Here is a 23,650-nt window from a genome sequence, read left to right as displayed (position 1 = left end):
CCCTGCCCCATCTGCTCACGGAGTGTTCGATATATCGGATGACGCCCGTAACTTCGAACGGACCGTAGAGGTGATGAACCGACGCGTCAATGGTTCGGGCAAGAACTCACAGCGGGACTTCCCGCGCCCCTACCCTGGCCGTGGCACCCGGGGACACCACGGCGGTCACCGAGTGACCGCGTCACACACGGAACTGGCCGGGACGGCACCCGACTTGGCATATTGCACAGGTGACCGGGCAACACCCAGGGGAACAGGGAGACAGCGGTGCGTACCAGGAAGGAGATGCGTCGTCTCGCTGACGCCCTCATCGGCCCCATCCGGGTGCCGGTCCCGGCGGACCCCGAGGTCCTGTTCGAGGCACTGGTCGCCTCCGTCAGCGCCTGGCGGGGACGTGACGTGGTCGTCCACCGGGCGGCCTTCCCCCCGCACACGGCGAGCGGGCTGTGGCTGGAGCGCGAGGGCCACGACGACGTGGTGGTCGACGAACGGGCCGCCGTCTGGCACCAGATCGTGATCCTCTGCCACGAGGTGTGGCACATGAACCGCCGCCGGGAGGAGGCCGGTGAGCGGCCCGGACCCGTCGCCGCGCGCACCGACTTCAGCCTGGCCGAGGAGCAGGAGGCCGACCGCTTCGGCATGCTGATGGGCCGCCGGCTGCGCACCTGGCTGGAGGCGTCCACCGACTCGGTGTACGCCGCGGAGGGCGGCGACCCCGGGAACCCGCGGGACCTCGCCGGCCGCATCGGGGCCGCGCTCAACTACCGCGGGACCAGGAGATGAGCGGCCTGATCAACTACGTGAGCTGCGGGGCGCTGTGGCTCGGCCTGCTGGTGCGGGCCCCCGACCTGCTGCGGCACCGGCACGACCCGTACCTGCGGGCGATCTGCGCGGTGCTGGGCCTGGCGGGGCTGTGCTTCTTCCTGGGGGCACCGCCGACGGTCGGCGCCGTCAACCGCGTCGGCGACGTGCCGAACCTCGCGGCGCCGGTCACCTATGTGGCGATCACCGGGTACTGCGCCGCGTCCCAGCTCCTCGTCGTGCACTGGCGCGGCGGACCCCGGGTGCGCCGCACCGCCCGCCGCTGGCTGCTCGCCTACGCCGTCGTCGTCCTCGGCATCACGGTGACGTTCGCCCTCGGCGAGGCGCCCGTGGAACGCCGTACCGACCTGGACACCTACTACGCGACGACACCGTTCATCGCCCAGATGATCGTGCTCTACCTGGTCGCGCACCTCACCGCGGTGACCGTCACCACCGTGTCGGCGCTGCGCTGGGCGCGCCGGGTACGGGGCGGACTGCGGGCGGGGCTGACGCTGCTCGGCACCGGTTCGCTGTGCGGGGCCGGGTACAGCGTGGCCAAGCTGGTCGCGGTGGGCGCCCGCTGGTCCGGGCGGGACTGGTCGGGGCTCGGCACCACCGTCTCCCCGGCCGCCGCCGGGCTCGGCGCCCTGCTGACGGTCGTCGGGGTGCTGGTGCCCCTGGCGGCGCCCCGGCTCACCGAGTGGCGGCGGGCACGGCGGACGTACGTCCGGCTGGAACCGCTGGAGCGGACGCTGGACGGCCTCCTCACCCGCCGGACGCTGCGGCTGCCCCGGCCCCGGCTCGCCTCCCCCGCCACCCGGCTGATGTGGCGGCAGACCAGCGTCCACAACGCGCTGAGCCACCTGGACCCCTACTTCGACCGGGAGCTGTACGACCGGACCCGCGCCGGTGTGCTGGCGGCGACGGGGGAGGCGGAGCGCGCGGAGGCCGCCGCGTGGGCGGCGGTGATCACCGCGGCGGTGCGCGACGAGGCGGACCCGGCGCACCGGGTCCCGCCGTACGACGGCAGCCGGTTCCTGGACCGGGTGCCGGACCCGGCCGCCCTGGTCCGGATCGCCGACGCGCTGGCCGGTGCGGCCCCGGCGCCGGCGGCCGGCGCGGTGCCGAGCGGTGCGACCACGGCGGGGACCCCGTGAACCGGGCCCCGGACGCAAGGAGCCGGACGGTATGAGTCTCGTCGTCTACCTGGCGGCCCTCGTGTTCGGGATGACGTCCGTGCTGCTGTTCCGCCGCCCCCGCACGGCGGCCCCGCGCAACCCGCTGACGCTGTCCACCTGCGCGGCGATCGTCCTGGGCGCCCTGGTCTTCGTGTGCGCCGCCCCGCCCACCCTGGCCTGCGTCAACTCCCTGACCGGTATCCCCAACTTCGGGGCCCCGCTGACCTACGGCATGCTCTCCGCGTACAGCTGCGCGGTGCTGGTGCTGCTGATCAACTGGCGGGGCGGGTCGCGGGAACGGGTGCGGCGCATGGTGCTGCGCAGCGTGGCCGCCTACGGGCTGCTGATCGCCGCCATCGTCGTCCTGTTCGCGCTCGCCGAGGCGGACACCGAACGGCTGACCGACCTCGACACGTACTACGCGAACACCCCGTTCATGCGGGAGATGATCCTGCTCTACCTGGTCGGGCACAGCGCGGCGATGCTGGTGATGTGCGCCGTCTGCGTCAAGTGGGGGCGCGAGGTCGGCGGGCTGCTGCGGACCGGGCTACGGCTGATCCTCGTGGGGACGCTGCTGGACGTGGTGGGCTTCCAGCTCACCAAGTACACGGCGCTGGTGGCCCGTTGGACGGGCCATGAGCTGGACTTCCTGTCCACCACGGTCGCCCCGCCGATGGCCTCGCTGGCCGCGCTGCTGTGCTCGGCCGGGTTCGTGCTGCCGAGACTGCTGCCGTCCGTCCTCGCGCAGTGGCGGGGGCTCGGCGACTACCGGCGGCTGGGCCCGCTGTGGTCGCTGGTGGGGCCGGTGCCGACCGCGCCCAAACCGCGGGCCGCCTGGTGGCAGTTGCCGCGGGCGCGGCTGCAGTGGCGTGAGGTGTCGATCCACGACGCGCTGCTCGCGCTGGCGCCGTACTTCGACCACCGGGTCCGCGAGCGGGTCCGGGACACCGCCCTGCGCGCGGGCCGCTCCCCCCACGAGGCCCGGCTGGCGGCGGAGGCGGCCATGCTCGCCGACGCGGCACGCCGGGCCGCCGCCCGCGAGGAACCCCACGAGACCGCCGGAACGTACCGGCTGCACGCCACCGAGGTCTCCGGCACCGGCGGGCTGGTGGAACTGGCTCAGGCGCTGCACCGCCCACCCGCCGCGCACGCGGCGCCGTCCTCCCCGACCGGAACCGTGACCGAACCCGAGGAGCCCCATGTCGCGTAGAGCTGTCGTCATCGGTGCCGGCCTGGCCGGCATGCTGGCCGCGGCGGTGCTGTCCCGCGCGGGAGCGGACGAGGTGATCGTCCTGGACCGCGACGCGCTGCCGGACGGCCCGGAGCACCGCAAGGGGCTGCCGCAGGGCCGGCACGCGCATCTGCTGATGGCGGGCGGCATGGCCGCCATGGAGGAGCTGCTGCCGGGCGCGGGGCTGCGCGGGCGGCTGCTCGCCGCCGGGGCGCACGAGATCCCGCTCAGCTCGGGCATGCTGGCGCTCACCCCCGAGGGCTGGCTGCGACGGTGGCGGCGCGAGGGCCCGGCGATGGTGACGTGCAGCCGGGCGCTGGTGGACTGGGTGGTGCGGGCGACGGTACGGGAACAGGTGCCGGTGGAGGTCCGCAGGGCGGCGGTGGTGGGCCTCACGGGCTCCGCGGGGCGGGTGCGCGGGGTGCGGATCGCGGCGCCCGGCGGGGACACGGACCTGGAGGCGGACCTGGTCGTCGACGCGAGCGGCCGCGGGACGCGGATCACCGGCTGGCTGGACGGGCTCGGGCTGACCGGCGTGGAGGAACGGGCGGTGGACTCCGGGCTGGTCAACGCGTCCCGCGTGTACCGGGTGCCGGACGGGGCGGAACGGTTCCCGCTGACGGTCGTACAGGCCAACCCGTACGTGTCCCGGCCGGCCCGGAGCGCGATGGTGATGCCCATCGAGGGGGGCCGCTGGCTGGTGAGCTGCGGCGGCTCGCGCGGCGGTGAACCCCCGGCGGACCCGGCGGGGTTCCTGCGGTACACCCTCGACCTGCCCGACCCCATCGTGGGCCGCCTGATCTCCGGCGCGGAGCCGCTCTCCGACGTGCACCTGAGCCGGTCGACCAGCAATGTACGGCGGTACCTGGAGCGGATGCCCCGGTGGCCGGAGGGTCTCGCGGTCCTCGGAGACGCGCTGGCCACGTTCAACCCGGCGTACGGACACGGGATGTCGGTGGCGGCGTTCGGGGCGCGGGTCCTCGGGCGGGAGCTGGGGCGGGGCGGGGGGATCGGCGCGCCCGGACTGGGGCGGCGGGTGGTGCGGGGGGCCGCGCGGGCGGCGGATCCGGCGTGGGCGATGGCGGTGGGGCAGGACGTGCTGTACCCGGACGTACGGGGCGGGACGCCGCCGGGTGTCGGCGAGCGGGTGATGACGGCGTACACGCGGCGGCTGACGAAGGCGGCGACGGGCTCCTACGCGGCGGCCTCGGTGATGTGGGACGTCAGCAGCCTGCGTACGCCGCCGGGCCGCATGTTCCACCCCTCGGCGATGCTGGCGGCCCTGGCCGGATCCCCGCTGCCCCCGTCGGTGGAGCCTCCGCTGACCGCGGGCGAACGCGAGGTCCTGCGCGGGCTGGACCGCACGGGGGCGTGAACCGAGGGGGTGATCCGAAGTCAGCCCGCGAACGGCGGCTGGGGTACCCCCTTGCCCGCCCCCGGCACCACCAGCAGGGAGCCCGCCAGGGGGTGCGGGGCCGTCAGGCCCACGCGGGCCGTGGTGATGTAGAGGTCCGTCAGGTCGGGGCCGCCGAAGGCGCAGGCCGTGACGAGGGGGACGGGGAGCGGGATCACCCGGTCCAGATCGCCGGAGGGGGTGTAGCGGCGTACCGCGCCACCGCCCCACAGGGCCACCCACACACAGCCGTCGGCGTCCACGCACAGACCGTCGGGGAAGCCGGCGCCGTCCTCGATCGCGGCGAACGAACGGCGGTTCGTGATCCTGCCGTCCGCCTCGCCGACGTCGAAGACGTCGATGCGGCGGGTCGGCGAGTCGATGTAGTACATCAGCCGGCCGTCGGGGCTCCAGCCGGTGCCGTTGCTCACCGCCACGTCGTCGAGGAGGACCTTGACCGTGCCGTCGCCGGTGACGCGGGAGAGCGTGCCGCCGCAGGGCGCCTCGTCGTAGCGCATGGTGCCCGCCCACAGGCTGCCGTCGGGGGCGACGGCGGCGTCGTTGGCGCGGCGGCCGGGAACGACCTCGCGGTGCAGCCAGCGGAAGGTGCCGTCGGGGTCGAGCAGGCCGATGCCGTCCCGCAGGTTGAGGACGAGGCCGCCGCCCGCGCGGGGCTTGACGGCGCCCACGTGCTGGTCGGTGCGGCGCACGGTGCGCCGGCCGGTGGCGGGGTCGTAGGTGTGGACGCGGGAGCCGAGGATGTCGATCCACAGCAGGCGGCCGGTCGCCGGGTCCCAGGTGGGCCCCTCCCCCAGGGCCGCCTCCGCGCGGACGGCGACGTCGTAGGTGTGTGTCATGCCACGCTCCTGTAGCCCAGCCGCTCGGACAGTTCGGCGGCACCCTTCACGGCGAGCTGCTCCAGCTCGCCGAGCCGCTCGTCGCTCCAGCGGATCATCGGTACGGAGATGGACAGCGCGGCGACCACCTGCCCCGTCCGGTCGCGCACCGGGGCGGCGACGCAGGAGACGTCCGGGTTGGACTCGCGGCTCTCCACGGCGACGCCCCGGGCACGGATCTCCGCAAGGGTCTCGCGCAGGGCGGCCACGTCGGTGATGCTGTTGGGGGTCATCGCGGGCAGCTCGGCGTCGTCGGGGACGCGCGCGGTGAGTTCGTGCTCGGGAAGGGAGGCCAGCAGCATCTTGCCGACGGAGGTGCAGTGGGCGGGCAGCCGGCGGCCGGCCGCCGACACCATCCGCACCGCGTGGGTGGAGTCCACCTTGGCGATGTAGATGACGTCGGTGTCCTCCAGGATCGCCACGTGCACCGTCTCGTCACAGGTCTCGGCGACCGAGCGGGCGACCTGCTGGCCCTCGGCGGCGAGGTCGAGGTGCTCGGCGTAGCGGGCGCCGAGCTGGTACGGGCGTACGCCGAGCCGGTAACGGCCGGGCTGGCCCGCCACCGGGACGATGTACTTCCGGGCGGCGAGCGTGGTCACCAGCTCATGGACGGTGGTGCGCGGCAGTTGCAGCCTGCGCACGATGTCGGGGGCGGAGAGCGTGCCGTCCCCGTCGAGGAAGAGCTCGAGAATGTCGAGAGCCCGGGTCACGGCTGGTACGAGGCGTCCCACGACCGGCCCCCTCCCTAATGTGTCTCAGGCGCCTGCGGTCGTTCGAGATTTCAACAGGCGATCGGAATGGCGAACACACAGGCTAGCGATACCGGGCGACCCCGGGCAATGGGACGGCCGTTTCCACCGCCGTACGAAGATGGGCCCGTGCCCACCGGAGAGCAGTCCCCCTTCACCGCGCTCGACTTCCAGCTCGTGCTGCTGCGCCGCATGGCCGACCACAACCCCGGCCCGGTGGAGGACGCCCGGCACCGGCTGGGCGTCTCCCTCGCGGACATGCGGGAGGCCAACAAGCGCTGGCAGGCCATGGTCCGCTCGCCGCGCTCCCGCCCGGCCCTCTCCCGCTACCGTTCCGTCCTCGGCGAGCCGGAGTCCCGCACCCCGCGCCGGATCGGCGACCTGGACTGCGAGGCGTGGCGGTGGCCGGTCCCGCTCTGGCCCGGCCTGCGCTTCGAGGTGCTGACGGCGGCGGCCGGCGGGGCGGTGTGGAACGAGTGGCTGGTCCGCGCACCGGGCGCCGAACCGCCCGCCCTGCGCACGGTGGAGGACCTCACCCCCTGGTCCTGCACGGTCGACGAGGCCGCCCGCGCCTTCGCCCCCGCCCGCCCCCTGGAGGGCTCGGCCCCCACCCGCTGGGGGCTCGCCTTCACGGCCCCGGACGCGAGCGGCGTACGGCGCGAGGTGGTCGCGGAGTTCACGTGGGGGCTGTTGCAGCGTACGGAGGTCAGCGGACCGCGGCCTTGAGGATCTCCTCCACGACGCGCGGCACCGACTCCGGGTGCAGCCACAGGAACAGGTTCGGCTCGACCAGCTCCAGCTCCATCACGCGGGGCCGGCCGTCGTCCCCGTCCACGAGGTCGACGCGCGCGTACAGCAGCTCGGGCCGGCCCGGTACGGAGGCCATCGCCTTTCTGGCGACGGCCGCTTCCTCCAGGGCCGGGGTCCAGTCGGTCAGCCCGGGGTGGGCCACCTTGCGCTGGTCGTAGGGGGTGCCGGGGGCGAGGACGGGCCCCTTGCGGCTTGCGTGCAGCAGGTTGCCCCCGACGTACTGCAGCGCCCGCTCACCGGACGTCTCGATGCCCCGCAGGTACGGCTGCACCATCGCGGTGAACCCCTCGGCGTGCATGCGCCGCAGGTGCCGTACGGCCGTGTCGTGCTCGTCGGGGGTGTAGCGGGCGGCGAACCGGGCGCCGGCGCCGGAGGTGGGCTTGACGACGTACTCGTGGTCGTCGGGGAGGTCGAGCGGGTCGCCCGCCGCGATGTACCGGGTGTCCACCACCGGCACCCCGGCGGCGGCGAGCTCCCCCAGGTACCGCTTGTCGCTGTTCCAGCGCACCACGTCCGCCGGATTGGCCAGCCGGGTGAGCGTGCCGCACCGCTCGGCCCACGCGGTGAACTCCGCCGACCGCCAGCTGTAGTCCCAGGTGGAGCGGATCACGACGAGGTCGAAGCCGGCCCAGTCGACGGCGTCGTCGTCCCACACCTCGGCGGACGCCTCGGCCCCGGCCTCCTCCAACGCCCGCACCAGCCCCGGCAGATCCTGGTCCTCGGCCACCTCGGGGCCGGGCCGGCAGGTCACGAGCGCGATACGGGGCACGACGACTCACTCCTCACACGGCATACGAACAGCTGATCGACGGGCAGGCTAGCAACCGCACCGGGAACCGCGACAGACCGCTCGACGGTCAGGAGCCGGTCAGCGGTCCTCCTCCGGCTCCCAGTCCAGGAGGCGGACCTTGGCGACCGTGCGGACGTGGCGGCGCATGGCGGTGGCCGCCTGCCGGGGCTGCCCGGCGGCGATGGCGTCGAGGATCGCCTGATGTTGGGCCAGGGACCGGTTGGGTCGCCCCGGCTGGCGCAGCGACTCCGTGCGGCTCTCGGCGATCTGCTCGGCGATGGAGCGCATGAACTCCGCGAGCAGACCGCTGTGGGCGGCCGCCGTCACCGCCGCGTGGAAGAGGCGGTCGCCCTCCACTCCCCCGCCGCCCGCCTCGATCTCCTCGGCCATGTGGGCGAGCGCCGACCGCATCGCGGCGAGGTCGTCGTCCGTGCGGCGTTCGGCGGCCAGTTCGGCGAGCTTCGTCTCCAGCGCCTCCCGGGCCTCCAGCACGTCGGGCAGGCGCCGGCGGCGTTCCACCATCCGCTCGACCGGCTCGACGTCGAGGCTGTCCCGTACGAGATAGGTGCCGCCGCCGTGGCGGGCCTCCACCAGGCCCTGGACCTCCAGCACCACGATCGCCTGCTTCACCGAGGCACGGCTGACACCGAGCCGCTGGGCCAGGTCCCGTTCGGGCGGGAGGCGGTCGCCGGCCCGCAGGCCGCCCTCCGTGACGTACTGGCGCAACCGGTCCAGCACCTGCTCGTACAGGCGCTGTCTCGTCATGGGGCGCAGGGCGTCGGTCACGAAAGTCCCCCTCTCGTCGGGAGACTAGCACCGGGGCCCGCACGGTGGTCGAGTGGCTGAGCCAATTCCTGCGCGACCCCTTGACGGCTCCCGCACCGGGGCCCACGCTGTCCGACCAAACGGACCACGCCACTCCAGCGGTCAAGTGGTTCAGCCACTCAGCCAGTCGGGAGCCCCGCATGTCCCCCGAACTCGTCTCGATCCTCGTCCTGGCGGTGGTGTTCGTCATCGCCACCACCCGCTCCGTCAACATGGGCGCGCTGGCCTTCGCCGCCGCCTTCGGGGTGGGCACGCTCGTCGCCGACCTCGACGCGGACGGCGTCTTCGCCGGTTTCCCCGGCGATCTGTTCGTCGTCCTGGTCGGCGTCACGTACCTGTTCGCCATCGCCCGCGCCAACGGCACCACCGACTGGCTGGTGCACGCGGCCGTCCGGCTGGTGCGGGGACGGGTCGCGCTGATCCCCTGGGTGATGTTCGCCCTCACCGGCGCGCTCACCGCGATCGGCGCGGTCAGCCCGGCCGCCGTCGCGATCGTCGCGCCGATCGCGCTGAGCTTCGCCGCCCGGTACCGGATCAGCCCGCTGCTGATGGGCGCGATGGTGGTGCACGGCGCCCAGGCCGGCGGCTTCTCCCCGATCAGCATCTACGGCTCCATCGTCAACGGCATCGTCGAGCGGGAGAAGCTGCCCGGCAGCGAGATCACCCTGTTCCTCGCCTCGCTGCTGGTGAACCTCGCCATCGCGGCGGTCGTGTTCGTCGTCTGCGGCGGGCCGAGGCTGTGGCGGCAGGGGGCCGTGACCGAGGGCGGGGACAGCGGGAGCACGGACGCATCCGGCATCACGGGCGGCTCGCGCAAGGGCAGCGGCGGCGGCACCCGTACCGCCCCCGCCCCCACCGCCGTGGCCACCCGCCCCGACGCCCCCGCCGCCGTAGCACTCACCGCTCCCGTCCTCGCCACCCTCGTCTCCCTGGCCGCCCTCGTCGTCGCCGTCCTCGGCTTCGACCTGGACGCCGGTCTCACCGCGATCACCCTCGCCGTCGTCCTGAGCACCGCCTGGCCGGACGACAGCCGCAGGGCGGTCTCCGAGATCGCCTGGCCCACGGTGCTGCTGATCTGCGGTGTGCTCACCTACGTCGGGGTGCTGGACGAGATGGGCACCATCACCTGGGCCGGTGAGGGCGTCGGCGGCATCGGCGTCCCGCTGCTCGCCGCGGTGCTGCTCTGCTACATCGGCGCGATCGTGTCGGCGTTCGCCTCCTCCGTCGGCATCATGGGCGCGCTGATCCCGCTGGCCGTACCGTTCCTGGCGCAGGGCGAGATCGGGGCCGTCGGCATGGTGGCCGCCCTCGCGGTGTCCGCGACGGTCGTCGACGTCAGCCCGTTCTCCACGAACGGCGCGTTGGTGCTGGCCGCCGCGCCGGACGTCGACCGTGAGCGGTTCTTCCGGCAGTTGATGGCGTACGGCGGGATCGTGGTCGCGGCGGTCCCGGCGGTGGTGTGGCTGGTGATGGTCGTGCCCGGGTGGGGGTAGGTCCCGGGTGGGACGGGCACCTGGCAGCCTTCGCAACGACAGCCGGTCAAGCACGACAGCTAGTTAAGGAGTACGACGCGTGTCCTCTCTCTTCCCGGCCCTGACCGACGGCCCGGCCGCCGACCGGCCCGCCCTGCGCTTCGGCGAGCGCTCACTGACGTACGGGGAACTCGCCTCGGCGGCCGGCGCGGTGGCCGGGGAGCTGACGGGGGCGCGCCGGGTCGCCGTCTGGGCCACGCCGGCACTGGAGACGGCGGTCGCGGTCACCGCGGCGCTGGCCGCCGGGGTGACCGTCGTCCCGCTCAACCCGAAGTCGGGCGGGAAGGAACTCGGCCACATCCTGACCGACAGCGCCCCGGACCTGGTGCTCACCGCGCCCGGCGAGGAACTGCCCGCCCCGCTGGGCGACCTGCCCCGCGTCGATGTGGACCCGGCGGCGCGCGGCGCGCTCCCCGCCGACCGCGAGCGGGACCCGGAGGACCCCGCCCTGATCGTCTACACCTCCGGCACCACCGGACCGCCCAAGGGCGCCGTCATCCCCCGCCGTGCGATCGCCGCCACCCTGGACGCCCTCGCCGACGCCTGGCGGTGGACCGGCGAGGACGTGCTGGTGCACGGGCTGCCGCTGTTCCATGTGCACGGCCTCGTCCTCGGCACCCTCGGCCCGCTGCGCCGCGGCGGCTCCGTGCGCCATCTGGGCAGGTTCACCCCCGAGGGCGTGGCGCGTGAGCTGAACGGCGGCGCGACCATGCTGTTCGGGGTGCCGACGATGTACCACCGCCTCGCGGAGGCGCTGCCCGACGGGCCGGAACTGGTGAAGGCGCTGGCCGGGGCGCGGCTGCTGGTGTCGGGGTCGGCCGCGCTGCCCGTGCACGACCACGAGCGGATCGCGGCGGCGACCGGGCGCCGGGTCATCGAGCGGTACGGCATGACGGAGACGCTCATGAACACCGCCGTACGGGCGGACGGCGAGGCCCGCCCCGGCACGGTGGGCGTGCCGCTGCCGGGCGTGGAGCTGCGGCTGGTGGAGGAGGACGGGTCGCCGATCACGTCGTACGACGGTGAGACGGTCGGCGAGATCCAGGTGCGCGGGCCGAACCTGTTCACGGAGTACCTGAACCGGCCGGACGCGACGGCCGCCGCGTTCACGGCCGACGGCTGGTTCCGCACCGGCGACATGGCGGTGCGCGACGCCGACGGGTACGTCCGGATCGTCGGCCGCAAGGCCACCGACCTGATCAAGAGCGGGGGGTACAAGATCGGCGCGGGTGAGATCGAGAACGCGCTGCTGGAGCATCCGGGGGTGCGGGAGGCCGCGGTCACCGGGGAGCCGGACGCCGATCTGGGCGAGCGGATCGTGGCGTGGGTGGTGCCGGCCGATCCGCAGTCCCCGCCCGGCCTGGAGGAGCTGGCCGGCCATGTCGCCGGGCGCCTCGCCCCGCACAAGCGGCCGCGCGTGGTCCACCACCTCGACGCCCTCCCCCGCAACGACATGGGGAAGATCATGAAGCGGGCGCTGTCCCGTGGCTGACCGGCTGTCCGCGCGGGAGGCCGTCGCCCTCCTCGCGGACGACTTCACCGAACTCGGCCACCCCACGAGGAAGCCGTCCCCCGACGGCCCGCTCGGCTGGCCCGGTTACGGCGCCGCCCGCGACCGTGCCGCCGAACGCACCGGCGAGCGGGAGTCCGTGATCTGCGGCACCGCGAGCGTCGGGGGCACCCGGGCGGTCGTCGTCGCCTTCGAGTTCGGCTTCCTCGGCGGCTCGCTAGGCGAGCGCACCGGCGACCGGCTGGTGGCGGCGTACGCCCATGCCCGCGCCCACCGGCTGCCGGTGGTGCCGCTGGTCGCCACCGGGGGGAGCAGGATGCAGGAGGGCATGCTCGCGCTCACCCAGCTCCAGCGGGTGGCGCGGGAGTCGGCGCTCACACGGGAGGCCGGGCTGCCGCAGATCGCGGTGGTGCGGGACCCGACGACCGGCGGCGGCTGGGCCACCCTGGGCGCGGGCGCCGACGTGGTCCTCGCCCTGCCCGGCGCGCAGGTCGGCTTCGCCGGCTCACGGGTGCGGCCGGCGGACGCGGACCCGGCGGCGTACACGGCCGAGGCGCAGGTGGCGGCGGGCGCGGCGGACGCCCTGGTCCGGCCGGAGGAGCTGCGCGGGACGCTGGGCCACTGGCTGCGGCTGCTGACCCGGCCCTCCGCCGCGCCGGTCCCGCCGCCGCCCGCGCTGGGCAGGGCGGACCTCCCGGCCACCGGCTGGGACGCCGTCCGCCGCGCCCGCTCACCCGAACGCCCGCGCGCCACCGCCTACCTGGACGCCTTCCTCACCTCCCGCGTCACCATCAGCGGCGACCGCTGCGGCGGCACGGACCCGGACGGCATGCTGTGCGGCTTCGGCGAGCACCAGGGCCGTACGGTCGCCTACGCGGCGCAGACCGGGGCGGCGACCCGGCCCGCCGGGTACCGCACCGCCGCCCGGCTGGTCCGGCTCGCGGACCGGCTCGGCATCCCGGTGCTGACGCTGGTGGACACGCCGGGCGCGGCGAACGACGCGGAGGCGGAGCGGCAGGGCGCGGGGGCCGCCATCGCCGACCTGTTCGGCGCCGTGGCCGCCGCCCGTACGCCGGTCACCACGCTGGTCGTCGGCGAGGGCGGCTCCGGCGGCGCGCTGGCGCTCGCGGCCCCCGGCAACACCTGGGCCACCCCCGACAGCTACTTCTCGGTGATCGCCCCGGAACTCGCGGCGGCCATCCTCAAACGGCCCCCGGAGGAGGTGGAGAGCACAGCGGACCGGCTCCGCGTCCGCCCGCAGGACCTGGTGGAGCTGGGGGTGGTCCGGGGGGTCGTGGGACCGGTGGCCTGACCGGCCGTCGGACCGGCCGTCGGACCGGCCGTCGGACCGGCGGCCCGCACCCCTCGCGGCTGAGAGGCCCCGTTCGGCGGCCCCCCGCCCGGCCCCCCAGGAAAGGCGCCCGCCCCGTCCGCCGCGCACGATGCCTGAGAGGTCCGCCGTCCGGCGGGCCGCTGGGTGCGCACTCGGGAGGATCCGCCGTGACCGCCAGTCTGGAGCAGCTGCGCCGCTGCCACATCGCCGTCGACCTGGGGGCGGCCCGCACCCGGGTGTATGTCAAGGGCGCCGGACTCGTCGTCGACCAGCCGTCCACCGCCGCCGTGAACACCCGTACCGGAGCGCTGATGGCGGTCGGTGAGTTCGCGGAGAAGATGACGGGCCGTACGCCGGACTACATCCGCGTCGTACGCCCCGTCTCCGGCGGCACGGTCGTCGACATCGAGATGGCGCAGCGCATGCTGCGGCAGCTCATCGGGGACAGGATGCGCCGCACGCTGCGCCGCAGGCCCCGGCTGCGGGCCGCGGCCTGCGTCCCGCACGACGCCGATCCGCTCGCCCAGCGCGCCACGATCGAGACGCTGGTCGGTCTCGGCGCCCGCCGGGTGGAGCTGGTCGACACGCTCATCGCCGCCGCCGTCGGCTGCGGCCTGCCGGTGGAGCGGCCCGAGGCCACCATGATCATGGTGTGCGGGGCGGCGGCCACACAGGTGGCCGTGCTCTCCCTCGGGGCGATCGTGACGGCGGAGCGCGTCCCCGTCGGCGGGGAGGCCGTGGACAACGCGATCGTGCAGCACCTGCGCCACCAGCACGAGCTGATGCTGCCGAGCCAGTCCGTACGGCCCCTGCAGCTCGCCCTGCACGGCAACGGGCTCACCCCGCAGGGCCCGGAGTCGACGGAGATCCACGGGCGGGACGTGGCCACCGGTCTGGCCCGTTCCGTGCGGGTCGACACGGCCGCCGTGCGGCGGGCCATCCAGACACCGCTCACCGCCGTCCTCGACGGCATCGGCAAGGTGCTGCGGGAGTGCCCGCCGGATCTGGTCGCCGACCTGGTCGACCGGGGGATCATGATGGTCGGCGGGAGCGCCCTGCTGCCGGGCTTCGACCAGATGCTGCGTCAGTCGACGGGCATGCCGGTGCACATCGCCGAACGGCCGGAGCTCTGCGCCGTACAGGGGCTGGGCGAGATGCTGGAGGGCAGGATCGCCCCGATCGTGCTGGACCCGCTGCGCGCCTGAACCGGGCGGGCACCGGCGGGGGCGCGGACGGCCGGGCGGGCCGTCAGCGGGGGAACCAGCATCTGATCGTGGTGCCCTCGTCCCCGGTGTGCACGCGCACCAGGTCGGCGATCAGGTTGACCATCAGCAGGCCGCGTCCGCCGCGCTGGTCGCGGGAGGCGGGGTGACGCCCGGCGAGGGGGTCGGTCATCCGGCCTCCGTCGCGCACCTCGCACAGGACGTGGCCGTCCTCGGCCCAGACCCGCAGCACTCCCGAACCGCCGCCGTGCAGCACGCTGTTCGTGGTCAGCTCGGCCGTGGCGAGGGCCAGGTCGTTCAGGGTGACGCCGGTGAGGCCGAGCCGCCGTCCCTCGTCGGACGCGGCGTGCCGGGCCGAGGGCAGCGAATCGGCGACGAACGGGAAGGTCATCGCGTCCGCCACGAGCGGCAGTGGCTCGTTGTAGCGGGCGACGACCGCGTCGGGATCGTACGCCTCGCTGTCCCGCGCCGGGCGGGCGCCGGCGGGGACGACGGTGGGGTGGGTGGCGTGGGCGTCGGCGAGGACGTGCGCGGGCAGGCGTACGGCGTCGTAGGGGCACAGGATCGTCGCCGTACGGCCCCGGAAGGCGGCGTTGATCAGCGCCTCGTGCTGGACGCAGGCGGGGTACTCGGCCGCGGAGCGGCCGGCCCAGACGGGCTCGCCGATGATCCGCACCCGCTTCCCGGCCGGCTGGGCGTCGGCGAAGGCGCGCAGCACGCCGGGGATGATCCGGCCGGGGTTGCGTCCGGCCTCGCGCATGTCGAGGAGGCGGACGGTGTCCGCGTCGTCCCCGAGCGCGTCCCGGATCAGGCGCAGCCGGTCACCGGGGACGGCGACCGCCACGGGCTCGCCGGCCGCGAGCCCCTCGCGCACGAAGGGGACGGTGCCCTCCAGGTACTCCCGGTCGTCCCGGTAGAAGAGGGCGGGGTGGACGAAGGAACCGGTGGGGGCTTCCAGGGGTCCGGCCGCGGCGCTCATGACATCGACACCTCGATCGTCGGCAGGTCGGGCCAGAACAGGTCCAGCACCCGGCTCAGCGCGGGCGGCGGGCGCCGCACCACGAACCTGCGGCCGTCCCCGAGGCGCCCGGCGGCCGCCGCGAGCGCTCCGGCACCCGCGACGTCGACGAACGTCACCTCGGACAGTTCCAGGTAGTACACGGCCTCACCTTCGCGCACCGCCTGCTCCAGCACGCGCTCCCAGATCGTATGCGTGGCCAGGCCGATCTCCCCGGCCGCGCGGACACCGCGGCCGCCCGCCAGCGGGCGCACCGTCAGACAGGGCGCCGGGATCCCGGGCCCGTACGACGTCCGGTGGTCATCACCCAACACCCGTCTCCCCACGCTCCCGGCCTGTACGTACCCCGCCGGTTCCCGGCCATTCCCCCCGGCACGGTGTGTAGCACGCCGCGGGCGGGGCAGGCGCACCCGCAGCGCAGCCGGGACCGTGCGCAGCCTACCGCTCCGGTGCCGGCGGCGGCCGGACTCACCCGAAACGCCCCGACCACCCACGAGCACCGACAAGGCGGTGACATGTCCTCCGCGGCATCACTCCCTCCCCCGGGAAGGCTGAACACCTTGGTCATCGGCGGTCACGTGGACGCGGACCGGGCGCTGCTCACCCCGCGCGGCGAGCTGGTCCGCGGATGCGCCCAGGCCCTGGCCGAGAAGCTGGCCGGGCTGCCCGCCGGCACGGTCCGGGTCGACGTGGACATGAGCGGCGTGTACTTCATGGACACGGCGGGGCTGGATTTCCTGGAGGTGCTGCGCGACCACGGCCGGCGATGGTCGGTGCCGGTCACGGCCACCCGCTGGAACGGTCAGCCGCGTCGCATCCTGGAACTCGCCGGCTTCGACACCGCGGATCCGCTGCGCTCCCCGGCACCGGAGGGCACGCCGTCGCGGACCGTCTCGGCGGTGGCGCTGGAGCGGGAGGAGCGGCTGCACCTGCTCCGGGAGGAGGTCGAGCAGCTGCGGCAGGCGATCGCCTCCCGCCCGGTGATCGACCAGGCCCGCGGCATCCTGATGGCGACGTACGGCTGCACCTCGGACGAGGCGTGGCACCTTCTGCGGGAGGTGTCCCAGCTCTCCAACACCAAGCTCCGCGCGGTCGCGGAGGCGCTCACCGCCGGTGCGGGGGCGGAGGGCGCCACACCGCCCGAGGAGGTCCGCGCCGCCCTGTCCAGGGCCCTGGCCCGCCGCTCGGCACGGTGACACCGGCCCCGCGCGGGGTACCCGGCGACGGACCGACCACCGGCCCCGCGAGCGGGAGGCAGCACCATGAGCGAGCTGAGCGAGCACACTCCGTCCCAGGCCGAGGGCGACCGGGACGACGACGAGTGGACCACCCCCGAGATCCCGCACTCCACCCCGTCCCAGGCGGAGGGCGAACGCGACCCGTCGGACGCGCCGGCCTCGTCCGACGGCGCCGCCGAGGGCGGGTGAGCCCGGGGCCCCGCCGCCTCAGGCCCTCGCGTCCCGCTGCTCCACGTCCTCCAGGACGGCCGCGGCAGTGCCGAAGCCGTTGTCCGCAGGGAGCACGGTAGGGCCGTGGTGGACCGCGGTGGCGTACACCAGGAGACCGATGGCCCCTGCGGAGCGGTGCCGCCCACGCCGGGTGGGCTTGTACGGGGCGGTGTCCACCCGGCGCCACGCGTTCTTCGGCACCGGCAAAGGGGCCGGGGTGGATCGCCGGCGGATGCCGGAGCCGCCCGCCGCGCTCCCCCTTGCCCCGAAACCGGCGGTCAGGGCCCGGCTTCCCCCGGCCGGAAGGGACCGAGCCGGGCGAGGGGGACCGATTCGGCGTGGTGCGGCGGGGTGCCGTGACCTCTCGCGACGCGACAACCACCGGCAGGGAACCGGCACTTCACGGAAGTCTTCTCGCAGGGGCGGCCCGAAACGGAGTTCGGGGCCGTACGGGTCACGGTCCGCGGGGCGACCGCGGGCACTCCGTGGAGAGAAGCCGATCGTCACCACTCCGGGCAGGGGCTCGTTCACGGCCGACGGGGAGCGGCCGGACACCTCTTCGCGGCGGGAGGCGGAGGTGGGGGTGGATCCGGAGAACCCCGAGGGGCTGCCACTCGCCCCTCGATGACGGAGCGTCCGTTTCCCGTGGTGCGGTGAGTGGGGCGGGTGGGACTCGAACCCACGGCCGACGGATTATGAGTCCGCTGCTCTAACCGGCTGAGCTACCGCCCCATAACGGCGTGTCGCGTACATGTGTGCGCGCCGTCTGCCGCAGCATAGCCGCTCATACGATCTCCTGCTCCGGATGGTCGGCCGCGTGCGGTCTTCGTGACCATGGAGACTTCGCCGAGCCCCGCACGGTTCCCCCGGACATGAAAAAGGACCCCTACGGGGCCCTCGTTCACCATGCTCCCCCGACTGGACTCGAACCAGTAACCTGCCGGTTAACAGCCGGCTGCTCTGCCAATTGAGCTACGGAGGACCGAGCTCCCCCGACTGGACTCGAACCAGTAACCTGCCGGTTAACAGCCGGCTGCTCTGCCAATTGAGCTACGGAGGAATGTCTCGTTGCATCGAACGTACCCGCCTGGGTATCCGCCAGGGGGCACTCGCTCGCTGCGACACATACATTAGCGCAAGCAGGGGGGTGCTCCGCCAATCGGTACTCCCCGGCGCCGTCGCCGGAACAACGGGAAGGGTGGCCGCCATGCGTTACCGGCTCACGTTCGTCGCCGGAGTCGTCCTGGGTTACGTGCTGGGCACGAAAGCCGGACGCGAGCGCTACGAGCAGATCAAGAAGTCCGCGCAGCAGTTCACACAGAACCCCGCCGTGCGCAACACCGCGGAGAGCGCGGCGCAGCAGGGCCGCGAGTTCGCGGACAAGGCGTACCACGTGGTCAGCGACAAGGTCGGCGACCGCATGCCCGACTCGGTCGCCCAGCGGGTGCGCACCCTGCGCGAACGCACGGCCCACGGCCCGGCGGAGGACGACTGGGGCACGAGCAACACGTGAGAGCCACCCGGTGGGCGCCGGGCGACCCCTCCCGCCCGAGGGGCGTGGGGCCGTATTCGACATGCGGCTCCGCCGCGTGGGCGCGCGCGACCGCACACGGCCCGCGCCCGCGATAAAAAACCCCGACGGCGCCCACCGCCCACGCAAGCGCGGCGGTACGGCAAAATCGCCGTATGGGGATAGTCGCCGGACTGGACAGCGCGCCAGACTTCACTCGCATCGTCGTCTGTGACACGGACACCGGATCCGTACTCAAGCAGGGATACGCCCCTCATCCGGTACAGGGCACCGACGGCGGCGGCCGTCCCTCCGACGTCGACCCGCAGGCCTGGCTGCTGTCCCTCGGCGAGGCCGCGGGCGGCGGCCTGCTGGAGGGCGTGCAGGCCATCGGCGTCTCCGCACAGGCGAACGCGCTGGTGCCGCTGGACGCGCAGGGCAACACCGTGCGGCCGGCGATGACCGGCGGCGACAAGCGGGCGCAGGTCGCGGCGGCCGATCTGATCGACGCGTTCGGCGGGCGTGAGGCGTGGGCGCGGGCCGTGGGCTGTGTGCCGGGGGCCGCGCAGCCGGTGACCAAGCTGCGCTGGATGGCCCGCAGCGAACCGGAGAACGCGGCGCGCACCGCCGTACTGCTGCAGGCGCACGACTGGCTGGTGTGGCAGCTTCTCGGCCGGCCGGTGCGGCGCACCACCGACCGGGGCGGGGCGTCCGGCACCGGGTACTGGGCGGCGGCCACCGGCGGCTACCGGCCCGATCTGGTGGAGCTGGCGCTCGGGCACCAGGCGATGCTGCCCGAGGTGATCGGCCCGGCGGAGGCGGCCGGTACGACCCCGGAAGGGCTGCTGATCTCCGCCGGCACGGGCGAGACGATGGCGGCGGCGTTCGGGCTGGGGATCGGGCTGGGCGACGCGGTGGTGTCGCTGGGCGCGTCCGGGTCCGTGATGGCCGTGCACCCGGAGGCGCTCGTCGACCAGCACGGAATGATCACCTCGCTGGCGGACGCGACCGGCATGCACCTGCCCGTGGTCACCACCCTGAACGCCGTGCGCGCCCTGCGCGGGACCGCCGAACTGCTCGGCCTGCCCGACCTGGAGAGCCTGTCCGACCTGGCGATGAAGTCGACGCCGGGGTCGCACGGGCTGGTGCTGCTGCCGTACCTGGAGGGTGAGCGCACCCCGAACCTGCCGCACACCGCCGGGACGCTGTCCGGGCTGCGGCGCGAGTCGATGAAGCCGGAGCATCTGGCGCGGGCCGCGTTCGAGGGCATGCTGTGCGGGCTCGCGGACGCGCTGGACGTGCTGCGCGGCCGGGGCGTGGAGGTGCGGCGGGTCTTCCTGCTGGGTCCGGCCGCGGAGCTGCCGGCCGTGCAGTCGGCGGCGCCCGCGCTGTTCGGGGCGCAGGTGGTGGTGCCGCAGCCCGCGGACTACGCGGCGATCGGCGCGGCCCGGCAGGCGGCCTGGGCGCTGGGTGCGTCGCAGGGCACCCTCGATCCGCGTACGCCGCCGGTCTGGCAGGGCCCGGTGGCGCAGGTGCTGGATCCCGGGGAGGACCTGGCGGTGGGGCAGGCGGTGCGCCAGCAGTACGTGGCGGTGCGGGAGCAGACCCATCCGGGGGCGTTCCGCGCATAGCACGGGCCGGGGGATTAATTCGGTTGAGGTAACGCGGGTGGAGTGTTCGACGATGGGGGCCACGGGCAACCAACGCCCCCGCCGACCACTCCGAGAGATTCAGCGTGCTCATACGACTCCTGCGGACCCATCTGAGGCCCTACAAGAGACCCATCACCCTGCTGGTGCTGCTGCAGTTCCTGCAGACCTGCGCCTCGCTCTACCTGCCCACGCTCAACGCGGACATCATCGACCAGGGCGTCGTCGAGGGCGACAGCGGTTACATCCTGGGCTACGGCGCCCTGATGATCGGCATCTCGCTGGTCCAGGTCGTGTGCAACATCGGTGCCGTGTACTACGGCGCCCGGACCGCGTCGGCCCTGGGACGGGACGTACGCGCCGCCGTGTTCGACCGGGTGCAGTCGTTCTCCGCGCGTGAGGTGGGTCACTTCGGCGCGCCCTCGCTGATCACCCGTACGACGAACGACGTCCAGCAGGTGCAGATGCTGGTCCTGATGACGTTCACCCTGATGGTGTCGGCGCCCATCATGTGTGTGGGCGGCATCGTGATGGCGCTCGGCCTGGACGTCCCGCTGTCCGGGGTGCTGGTCGCGGTGGTGCCGGTGCTGGGCGTCTGCGTGACGCTGATCGTACGGAAGCTGCGTCCGCTGTTCCGGACCATGCAGGAGCGGCTCGACACGGTGAACCGGGTGCTGCGCGAGCAGATCACCGGCAACCGGGTGATCCGCGCCTTCGTGCGGGACACGTACGAGCAGGGGCGGTTCCGGAAGTCCAACACCGAGCTGACCGACATGTCGCTGCGCACGGGCAATCTGCTGGCGCTGATGTTCCCGGTGGTCATGACGGTGGTGAACCTGTCGTCGATCGCGGTGGTGTGGTTCGGCGCGCACCGCATCGACAGCGGCGGGATGCAGATCGGTGACCTGACCGCGTTCCTCGCCTATCTGATGCAGATCGTCATGTCCGTGATGATGGCCACCTTCATGTTCATGATGGTGCCGCGCGCCGAGGTCTGCGCCGAGCGCATCCACGAGGTGCTGGACACGTCGTCGAGCGTGGTGCCGCCCGTCGCGCCCGTCACCGAGCTGCGCCGGCACGGACACCTGGAGATCCGGGGCGCGGGCTTCCGCTACCCGGGTGCCGAGGAGCCGGTGCTGAAGGCCGTCGATCTGGTGGCGCGGCCCGGTGAGGTCACGGCCGTGATCGGTTCCACCGGCAGCGGCAAGTCCACCCTCCTCGGTCTTGTCCCCCGGCTGTTCGACGCGACCGACGGGGAGGTGCTGGTGGACGGCGTGCCCGTGGCGGACGTCGAGCCGGCGCTGCTCGCGAAGACCGTCGGCCTCGTACCGCAGAAGCCGTACCTCTTCGCGGGCACGGTGGCGACGAACCTGCGCTACGGCAATCCGGACGCCACGGACGAGGAGCTGTGGCACGCGCTGGAGGTGGCGCAGGGCAAGGACTTCGTGGAGCGCCTGGAGGGCGGACTCGACGCGCCGATCGCGCAGGGCGGGACGAACGTCTCCGGCGGTCAGCGCCAGCGCCTCGCGATCGCCCGGACGCTGGTGCAGCGCCCGGAGATCTACCTCTTCGACGACTCCTTCTCCGCGCTCGACTACGCCACCGACGCGGCCCTGCGGGCGGCCCTCGGACGGGAGACGGCCGAGGCGACCGTGGTGATCGTCGCCCAGCGGGTGGCGACCATCCGGGACGCCGACCGGATCGTGGTCCTGGACGAGGGCCGGGTCGTCGGCACCGGCCGGCACCACGAACTGATGGCGGACAACGAGACCTACCGGGAGATCGTGCTCTCCCAGCTCACGGAAGCGGAGGCTGCCTGATGGCGGGGCCCGGGGGACGGATGATGGCCGGGGGCGGCCCCGACCAGCGGACGATCGACTTCAAGGGGTCGAGCAAACGGCTGCTCGCGCGGTTCCGGCCGGAACGTGTGACGATCTACGGGCTGCTGGCCTGCGTCGTCCTGAGCGTCGGACTCAGCGTGATCGGGCCGAAGATCCTCGGCAGGGCGACCGACCTGGTCTTCGCGGGCATCGTCGGCCGCGACATGCCGGAGGGCGCCACCAAGGAGCAGGTGCTCGACTCGATGCGGGAGCGGGGCGAGGGCGACGTCGCCGACATGCTCCGCGGCACCGACTTCACGCCCGGCGAGGGCATCGACTTCACGGCGGTGGGCAACGTCCTGCTGTTCGCGCTGGCGGTGTTCGGCGTCGCCGGACTGCTGATGGCGGTGGCGACCCGGTTGGTGAACCGGGCGGTCAACCGCACCATGTTCCGGATGCGCGAGGACGTGCAGACGAAGCTGTCGCGGCTGCCGCTGTCGTACTTCGACAAGCGGCAGCGCGGTGAGGTGCTCAGCCGCGCCACCAACGACATCGACAACATCGGGCAGACGCTCCAGCAGTCGATGGGCCAGCTGATCAACTCGCTGCTCACCATCATCGGCGTGCTCGCGATGATGTTCTACGTCTCGTGGATCCTGGCGCTGGTCGCGCTGGTGACGGTGCCGCTGTCGTTCGTCGTCGCCACCCGCGTCGGCAAGCGGTCGCAGCCGCACTTCGTGCAGCAGTGGAAGTCGACCGGCACCCTCAACGCGCACATCGAGGAGATGTACACCGGGCACACCCTGGTGAAGGTGTTCGGGCGTCAGGAGGAGTCGGCGAGGAAGTTCGCCGAGGAGAACGACGCGCTGTACGAGGCCGGGTTCAAGGCGCAGTTCAACAGCGGCGTCATGCAGCCGCTGATGTTCTTCGTCTCGAACATCAACTACGTGCTGGTGGCGGTCGTCGGCGGGCTGCGGGTCGCGTCGGGCACGCTGTCCATCGGTGACGTGCAGGCGTTCATCCAGTACTCGCGGCAGTTCTCGATGCCGCTGACGCAGGTCGCCTCGATGGCGAACCTGGTGCAGTCGGGTGTCGCCTCGGCGGAGCGGGTCTTCGAACTGCTGGACGCCGAGGAGCAGGAGGCCGACCCCTCGCCGGCCGAGAAGCCGGCCGAGCTGCGCGGGCGGGTGGCGCTGGAGCACGTGTCGTTCCGGTACGACCCGGAGAGGCCGCTGATCGAGGATCTGTCGCTGACGGTCGAGCCGGGCCACACGGTGGCCATCGTCGGCCCGACGGGCGCCGGCAAGACGACCCTGGTGAACCTGCTGATGCGGTTCTACGAGGTCTCCGGCGGGCGGATCACCCTCGACGGGGTGGACATCGCGAGGATGTCCCGGGACGAACTGCGCGCCGGGATCGGCATGGTGCTCCAGGACACCTGGCTGTTCGGCGGCACCATCGCGGAGAACATCGCCTACGGTTCCGCGCGCGAGGTCACCCGGGAGGAGATCGAGGAGGCGGCGCGGGCCGCGCACGCGGACCGGTTCGTCCGGACGCTGCCCGACGGGTACGACACGGTGATCGACGACGAGGGCAGCGGGGTGAGCGCGGGTGAGAAGCAGCTCATCACGATCGCCCGGGCGTTCCTGTCGGACCCGGTGATCCTCGTCCTGGACGAGGCGACGAGTTCCGTGGACACCCGCACGGAGGTGCTGATCCAGAAGGCAATGGCGCGACTGGCGCACGGGCGTACGTCGTTCGTGATCGCGCACCGGCTGTCCACGATCCGGGACGCGGACACGATCCTGGTGATGGAGAACGGCTCGATCGTCGAACAGGGCGCGCACGAGAAGCTGCTGGCGGCGGACGGGGCGTACGCCCGCCTGTACAAGGCGCAGTTCGCCCAGGCGGTGGCGGAGGTCGACTGACGC

General features: G+C 73.6%; 22 protein-coding genes and 3 tRNA genes. 15 read left to right on the top strand and 10 right to left on the bottom strand.

Translation table 11 applies throughout. The features are described from left to right. Window positions 1–285 precede the first annotated feature (285 nt). From ACF1DX_RS02895 to ACF1DX_RS02880, 4 genes are read left to right on the top strand one after another with little or no spacing between them, the layout of a single operon-like run. The gene (locus tag ACF1DX_RS02895; RefSeq protein WP_391789454.1) at window positions 286–783 is read left to right on the top strand and encodes a toxin; all 498 of its coding nucleotides are present in this window, start codon (window positions 286–288) and stop codon (window positions 781–783) included. Continuing rightward, window positions 780–1,961 carry an MAB_1171c family putative transporter gene (locus tag ACF1DX_RS02890; RefSeq protein WP_391789453.1) on the top strand — a complete coding sequence of 394 codons (1,182 nt, stop codon included), beginning with the start codon at window positions 780–782 and terminating at the stop codon, window positions 1,959–1,961. The genes ACF1DX_RS02895 and ACF1DX_RS02890 overlap by 4 nt, the downstream gene beginning before the upstream one ends. A gap of 31 nt (window positions 1,962–1,992) precedes the next feature. Next, window positions 1,993–3,192: an MAB_1171c family putative transporter gene (locus tag ACF1DX_RS02885; RefSeq protein ID WP_391789452.1), complete on the top strand. Its 1,200-nt coding sequence runs from the start codon at window positions 1,993–1,995 to the stop codon at window positions 3,190–3,192. Continuing rightward, entirely contained in the window at window positions 3,182–4,588 is a 1,407-nt protein-coding gene (locus ACF1DX_RS02880; RefSeq protein ID WP_391789451.1) for an FAD-dependent monooxygenase, read from the top strand. The genes ACF1DX_RS02885 and ACF1DX_RS02880 overlap by 11 nt, the downstream gene beginning before the upstream one ends. A 20-nt stretch (window positions 4,589–4,608) precedes the next feature. Here the strand turns inward: ACF1DX_RS02880 and ACF1DX_RS02875 are convergent, their stop codons facing one another. Together ACF1DX_RS02875 and ACF1DX_RS02870 are read right to left on the bottom strand one after the other, a co-directional pair. Beyond that, window positions 4,609–5,463, bottom strand: coding sequence for an SMP-30/gluconolactonase/LRE family protein (locus ACF1DX_RS02875; RefSeq protein WP_391789450.1), 855 nt, complete (start codon window positions 5,461–5,463; stop codon window positions 4,609–4,611). Continuing rightward, window positions 5,460–6,233, bottom strand: coding sequence for an IclR family transcriptional regulator (locus ACF1DX_RS02870; protein WP_391789449.1), 774 nt, complete (start codon window positions 6,231–6,233; stop codon window positions 5,460–5,462). Before ACF1DX_RS02870 ends, ACF1DX_RS02875 begins: the two co-directional genes overlap by 4 nt. A 108-nt stretch (window positions 6,234–6,341) precedes the next feature. Here ACF1DX_RS02870 and ACF1DX_RS02865 point away from each other — a divergent pair, with 108 nt between their 5' ends. Then, on the top strand, window positions 6,342–6,977 hold the full coding sequence (locus ACF1DX_RS02865) for a hypothetical protein (RefSeq protein ID WP_391789448.1): 636 nt from the start codon (window positions 6,342–6,344) through the stop codon (window positions 6,975–6,977). Here ACF1DX_RS02865 and ACF1DX_RS02860 read toward each other — a convergent pair. Together ACF1DX_RS02860 and ACF1DX_RS02855 are read right to left on the bottom strand one after the other, a co-directional pair. Beyond that, window positions 6,958–7,830, bottom strand: coding sequence for a RimK family alpha-L-glutamate ligase (locus ACF1DX_RS02860; RefSeq protein WP_391789447.1), 873 nt, complete (start codon window positions 7,828–7,830; stop codon window positions 6,958–6,960). The genes ACF1DX_RS02865 and ACF1DX_RS02860 overlap by 20 nt on opposite strands. Window positions 7,831–7,929: 99 nt before the next feature. Then, window positions 7,930–8,637, bottom strand: coding sequence for a FadR/GntR family transcriptional regulator (locus ACF1DX_RS02855; RefSeq protein WP_391789446.1), 708 nt, complete (start codon window positions 8,635–8,637; stop codon window positions 7,930–7,932). A gap of 179 nt (window positions 8,638–8,816) precedes the next feature. On the opposite strand from ACF1DX_RS02855, the gene ACF1DX_RS02850 reads away from it, so the two are divergent. The 4 genes from ACF1DX_RS02850 (at window position 8,817) to ACF1DX_RS02835 (ending at window position 14,256) form a co-directional block, all read left to right on the top strand. Continuing rightward, on the top strand, window positions 8,817–10,169 hold the full coding sequence (locus ACF1DX_RS02850; RefSeq protein ID WP_391789445.1) for an SLC13 family permease: 1,353 nt from the start codon (window positions 8,817–8,819) through the stop codon (window positions 10,167–10,169). Between the two features lie 79 nt (window positions 10,170–10,248). Continuing rightward, on the top strand, window positions 10,249–11,700 hold the full coding sequence (locus ACF1DX_RS02845) for an acyl-CoA synthetase (protein ID WP_391789444.1): 1,452 nt from the start codon (window positions 10,249–10,251) through the stop codon (window positions 11,698–11,700). After that, window positions 11,693–13,030, top strand: coding sequence for a carboxyl transferase domain-containing protein (locus ACF1DX_RS02840; RefSeq protein WP_391789443.1), 1,338 nt, complete (start codon window positions 11,693–11,695; stop codon window positions 13,028–13,030). The genes ACF1DX_RS02845 and ACF1DX_RS02840 overlap by 8 nt, the downstream gene beginning before the upstream one ends. 188 nt (window positions 13,031–13,218) lie before the next feature. Continuing rightward, window positions 13,219–14,256, top strand: a complete 1,038-nt coding sequence (locus ACF1DX_RS02835; protein WP_391789442.1) for a rod shape-determining protein — start codon at window positions 13,219–13,221, stop codon at window positions 14,254–14,256. Between the two features lie 43 nt (window positions 14,257–14,299). Here the strand turns inward: ACF1DX_RS02835 and ACF1DX_RS02830 are convergent, their stop codons facing one another. Both ACF1DX_RS02830 and ACF1DX_RS02825 read right to left on the bottom strand, forming a co-directional pair. Further along, window positions 14,300–15,253: an anti-sigma factor RsbA family regulatory protein gene (locus ACF1DX_RS02830; RefSeq protein ID WP_391789441.1), complete on the bottom strand. Its 954-nt coding sequence runs from the start codon at window positions 15,251–15,253 to the stop codon at window positions 14,300–14,302. Then, on the bottom strand, window positions 15,250–15,603 hold the full coding sequence (locus tag ACF1DX_RS02825; RefSeq protein WP_391789440.1) for an STAS domain-containing protein: 354 nt from the start codon (window positions 15,601–15,603) through the stop codon (window positions 15,250–15,252). Before ACF1DX_RS02825 ends, ACF1DX_RS02830 begins: the two co-directional genes overlap by 4 nt. 204 nt (window positions 15,604–15,807) lie before the next feature. On the opposite strand from ACF1DX_RS02825, the gene ACF1DX_RS02820 reads away from it, so the two are divergent. Together ACF1DX_RS02820 and ACF1DX_RS02815 are read left to right on the top strand one after the other, a co-directional pair. Continuing rightward, the gene (locus ACF1DX_RS02820; protein ID WP_391789439.1) at window positions 15,808–16,488 is read left to right on the top strand and encodes an ANTAR domain-containing response regulator; all 681 of its coding nucleotides are present in this window, start codon (window positions 15,808–15,810) and stop codon (window positions 16,486–16,488) included. A gap of 66 nt (window positions 16,489–16,554) precedes the next feature. Next, window positions 16,555–16,719: a hypothetical protein gene (locus tag ACF1DX_RS02815; RefSeq protein WP_391789438.1), complete on the top strand. Its 165-nt coding sequence runs from the start codon at window positions 16,555–16,557 to the stop codon at window positions 16,717–16,719. 18 nt (window positions 16,720–16,737) lie between these two features. Here ACF1DX_RS02815 and ACF1DX_RS02810 read toward each other — a convergent pair whose 3' ends face one another. The 4 genes from ACF1DX_RS02810 to ACF1DX_RS02795 all read right to left on the bottom strand — a co-directional run bounded on the left by ACF1DX_RS02810 (window position 16,738) and on the right by ACF1DX_RS02795 (window position 17,800). Beyond that, window positions 16,738–16,941, bottom strand: a complete 204-nt coding sequence (locus ACF1DX_RS02810) for a hypothetical protein (protein WP_391789437.1) — start codon at window positions 16,939–16,941, stop codon at window positions 16,738–16,740. Between the two features lie 457 nt (window positions 16,942–17,398). Then, window positions 17,399–17,472: transfer RNA gene (locus tag ACF1DX_RS02805), tRNA-Ile, on the bottom strand. A 177-nt stretch (window positions 17,473–17,649) separates the two neighbouring features. Next, window positions 17,650–17,722, bottom strand: a tRNA-Asn gene (locus ACF1DX_RS02800). A 5-nt stretch (window positions 17,723–17,727) separates the two neighbouring features. After that, window positions 17,728–17,800, bottom strand: a tRNA-Asn gene (locus ACF1DX_RS02795). 147 nt (window positions 17,801–17,947) lie between these two features. Between ACF1DX_RS02795 and ACF1DX_RS02790 the strand changes: the two genes are divergently transcribed. From ACF1DX_RS02790 to ACF1DX_RS02775, 4 genes are all read left to right on the top strand, one after another. Further along, window positions 17,948–18,253, top strand: coding sequence for a YtxH domain-containing protein (locus tag ACF1DX_RS02790; protein WP_391789436.1), 306 nt, complete (start codon window positions 17,948–17,950; stop codon window positions 18,251–18,253). A gap of 173 nt (window positions 18,254–18,426) precedes the next feature. Further along, window positions 18,427–19,881, top strand: coding sequence for an FGGY family carbohydrate kinase (locus tag ACF1DX_RS02785; RefSeq protein WP_391789435.1), 1,455 nt, complete (start codon window positions 18,427–18,429; stop codon window positions 19,879–19,881). 104 nt (window positions 19,882–19,985) lie between these two features. Next, entirely contained in the window at window positions 19,986–21,719 is a 1,734-nt protein-coding gene (locus tag ACF1DX_RS02780; protein WP_391789434.1) for an ABC transporter ATP-binding protein, read from the top strand. Continuing rightward, on the top strand, window positions 21,719–23,647 hold the full coding sequence (locus ACF1DX_RS02775) for an ABC transporter ATP-binding protein (protein WP_391789433.1): 1,929 nt from the start codon (window positions 21,719–21,721) through the stop codon (window positions 23,645–23,647). The genes ACF1DX_RS02780 and ACF1DX_RS02775 overlap by 1 nt, the downstream gene beginning before the upstream one ends. Window positions 23,648–23,650 lie beyond the last annotated feature (3 nt).

The sequence above is a fragment of the Streptomyces sp. NPDC014676 genome (genome assembly GCF_043084105.1).
Classification (GTDB): domain Bacteria; phylum Actinomycetota; class Actinomycetes; order Streptomycetales; family Streptomycetaceae; genus Streptomyces.
The sequence above is the reverse complement of the archived record's forward strand: the minus strand, read 5'-3'. Positions and strand labels throughout refer to the sequence as shown.

Excerpts from the sequence above, each read along its gene's own strand:
- ACF1DX_RS02895 (WP_391789454.1), top strand. The coding sequence starts at position 286 with ATGCGTCGTCTCGCTGACGCCCTCATCGGCCCCATCCGGGTGCCGGTC.
- ACF1DX_RS02790 (WP_391789436.1), top strand. The coding sequence starts at position 17,948 with ATGCGTTACCGGCTCACGTTCGTCGCCGGAGTCGTCCTGGGTTACGTG.
- ACF1DX_RS02875 (WP_391789450.1), bottom strand. The coding sequence starts at position 5,463 with ATGACACACACCTACGACGTCGCCGTCCGCGCGGAGGCGGCCCTGGGG.
- ACF1DX_RS02815 (WP_391789438.1), top strand. The coding sequence starts at position 16,555 with ATGAGCGAGCTGAGCGAGCACACTCCGTCCCAGGCCGAGGGCGACCGG.
- ACF1DX_RS02865 (WP_391789448.1), top strand. The coding sequence starts at position 6,342 with ATGGGACGGCCGTTTCCACCGCCGTACGAAGATGGGCCCGTGCCCACC.
- ACF1DX_RS02775 (WP_391789433.1), top strand. The coding sequence starts at position 21,719 with ATGGCGGGGCCCGGGGGACGGATGATGGCCGGGGGCGGCCCCGACCAG.
- ACF1DX_RS02885 (WP_391789452.1), top strand. The coding sequence starts at position 1,993 with ATGAGTCTCGTCGTCTACCTGGCGGCCCTCGTGTTCGGGATGACGTCC.
- ACF1DX_RS02785 (WP_391789435.1), top strand. The coding sequence starts at position 18,427 with ATGGGGATAGTCGCCGGACTGGACAGCGCGCCAGACTTCACTCGCATC.
- ACF1DX_RS02890 (WP_391789453.1), top strand. The coding sequence starts at position 780 with ATGAGCGGCCTGATCAACTACGTGAGCTGCGGGGCGCTGTGGCTCGGC.
- ACF1DX_RS02820 (WP_391789439.1), top strand. The coding sequence starts at position 15,808 with ATGTCCTCCGCGGCATCACTCCCTCCCCCGGGAAGGCTGAACACCTTG.
- ACF1DX_RS02880 (WP_391789451.1), top strand. The coding sequence starts at position 3,182 with ATGTCGCGTAGAGCTGTCGTCATCGGTGCCGGCCTGGCCGGCATGCTG.
- ACF1DX_RS02830 (WP_391789441.1), bottom strand. The coding sequence starts at position 15,253 with ATGAGCGCCGCGGCCGGACCCCTGGAAGCCCCCACCGGTTCCTTCGTC.
- ACF1DX_RS02850 (WP_391789445.1), top strand. The coding sequence starts at position 8,817 with ATGTCCCCCGAACTCGTCTCGATCCTCGTCCTGGCGGTGGTGTTCGTC.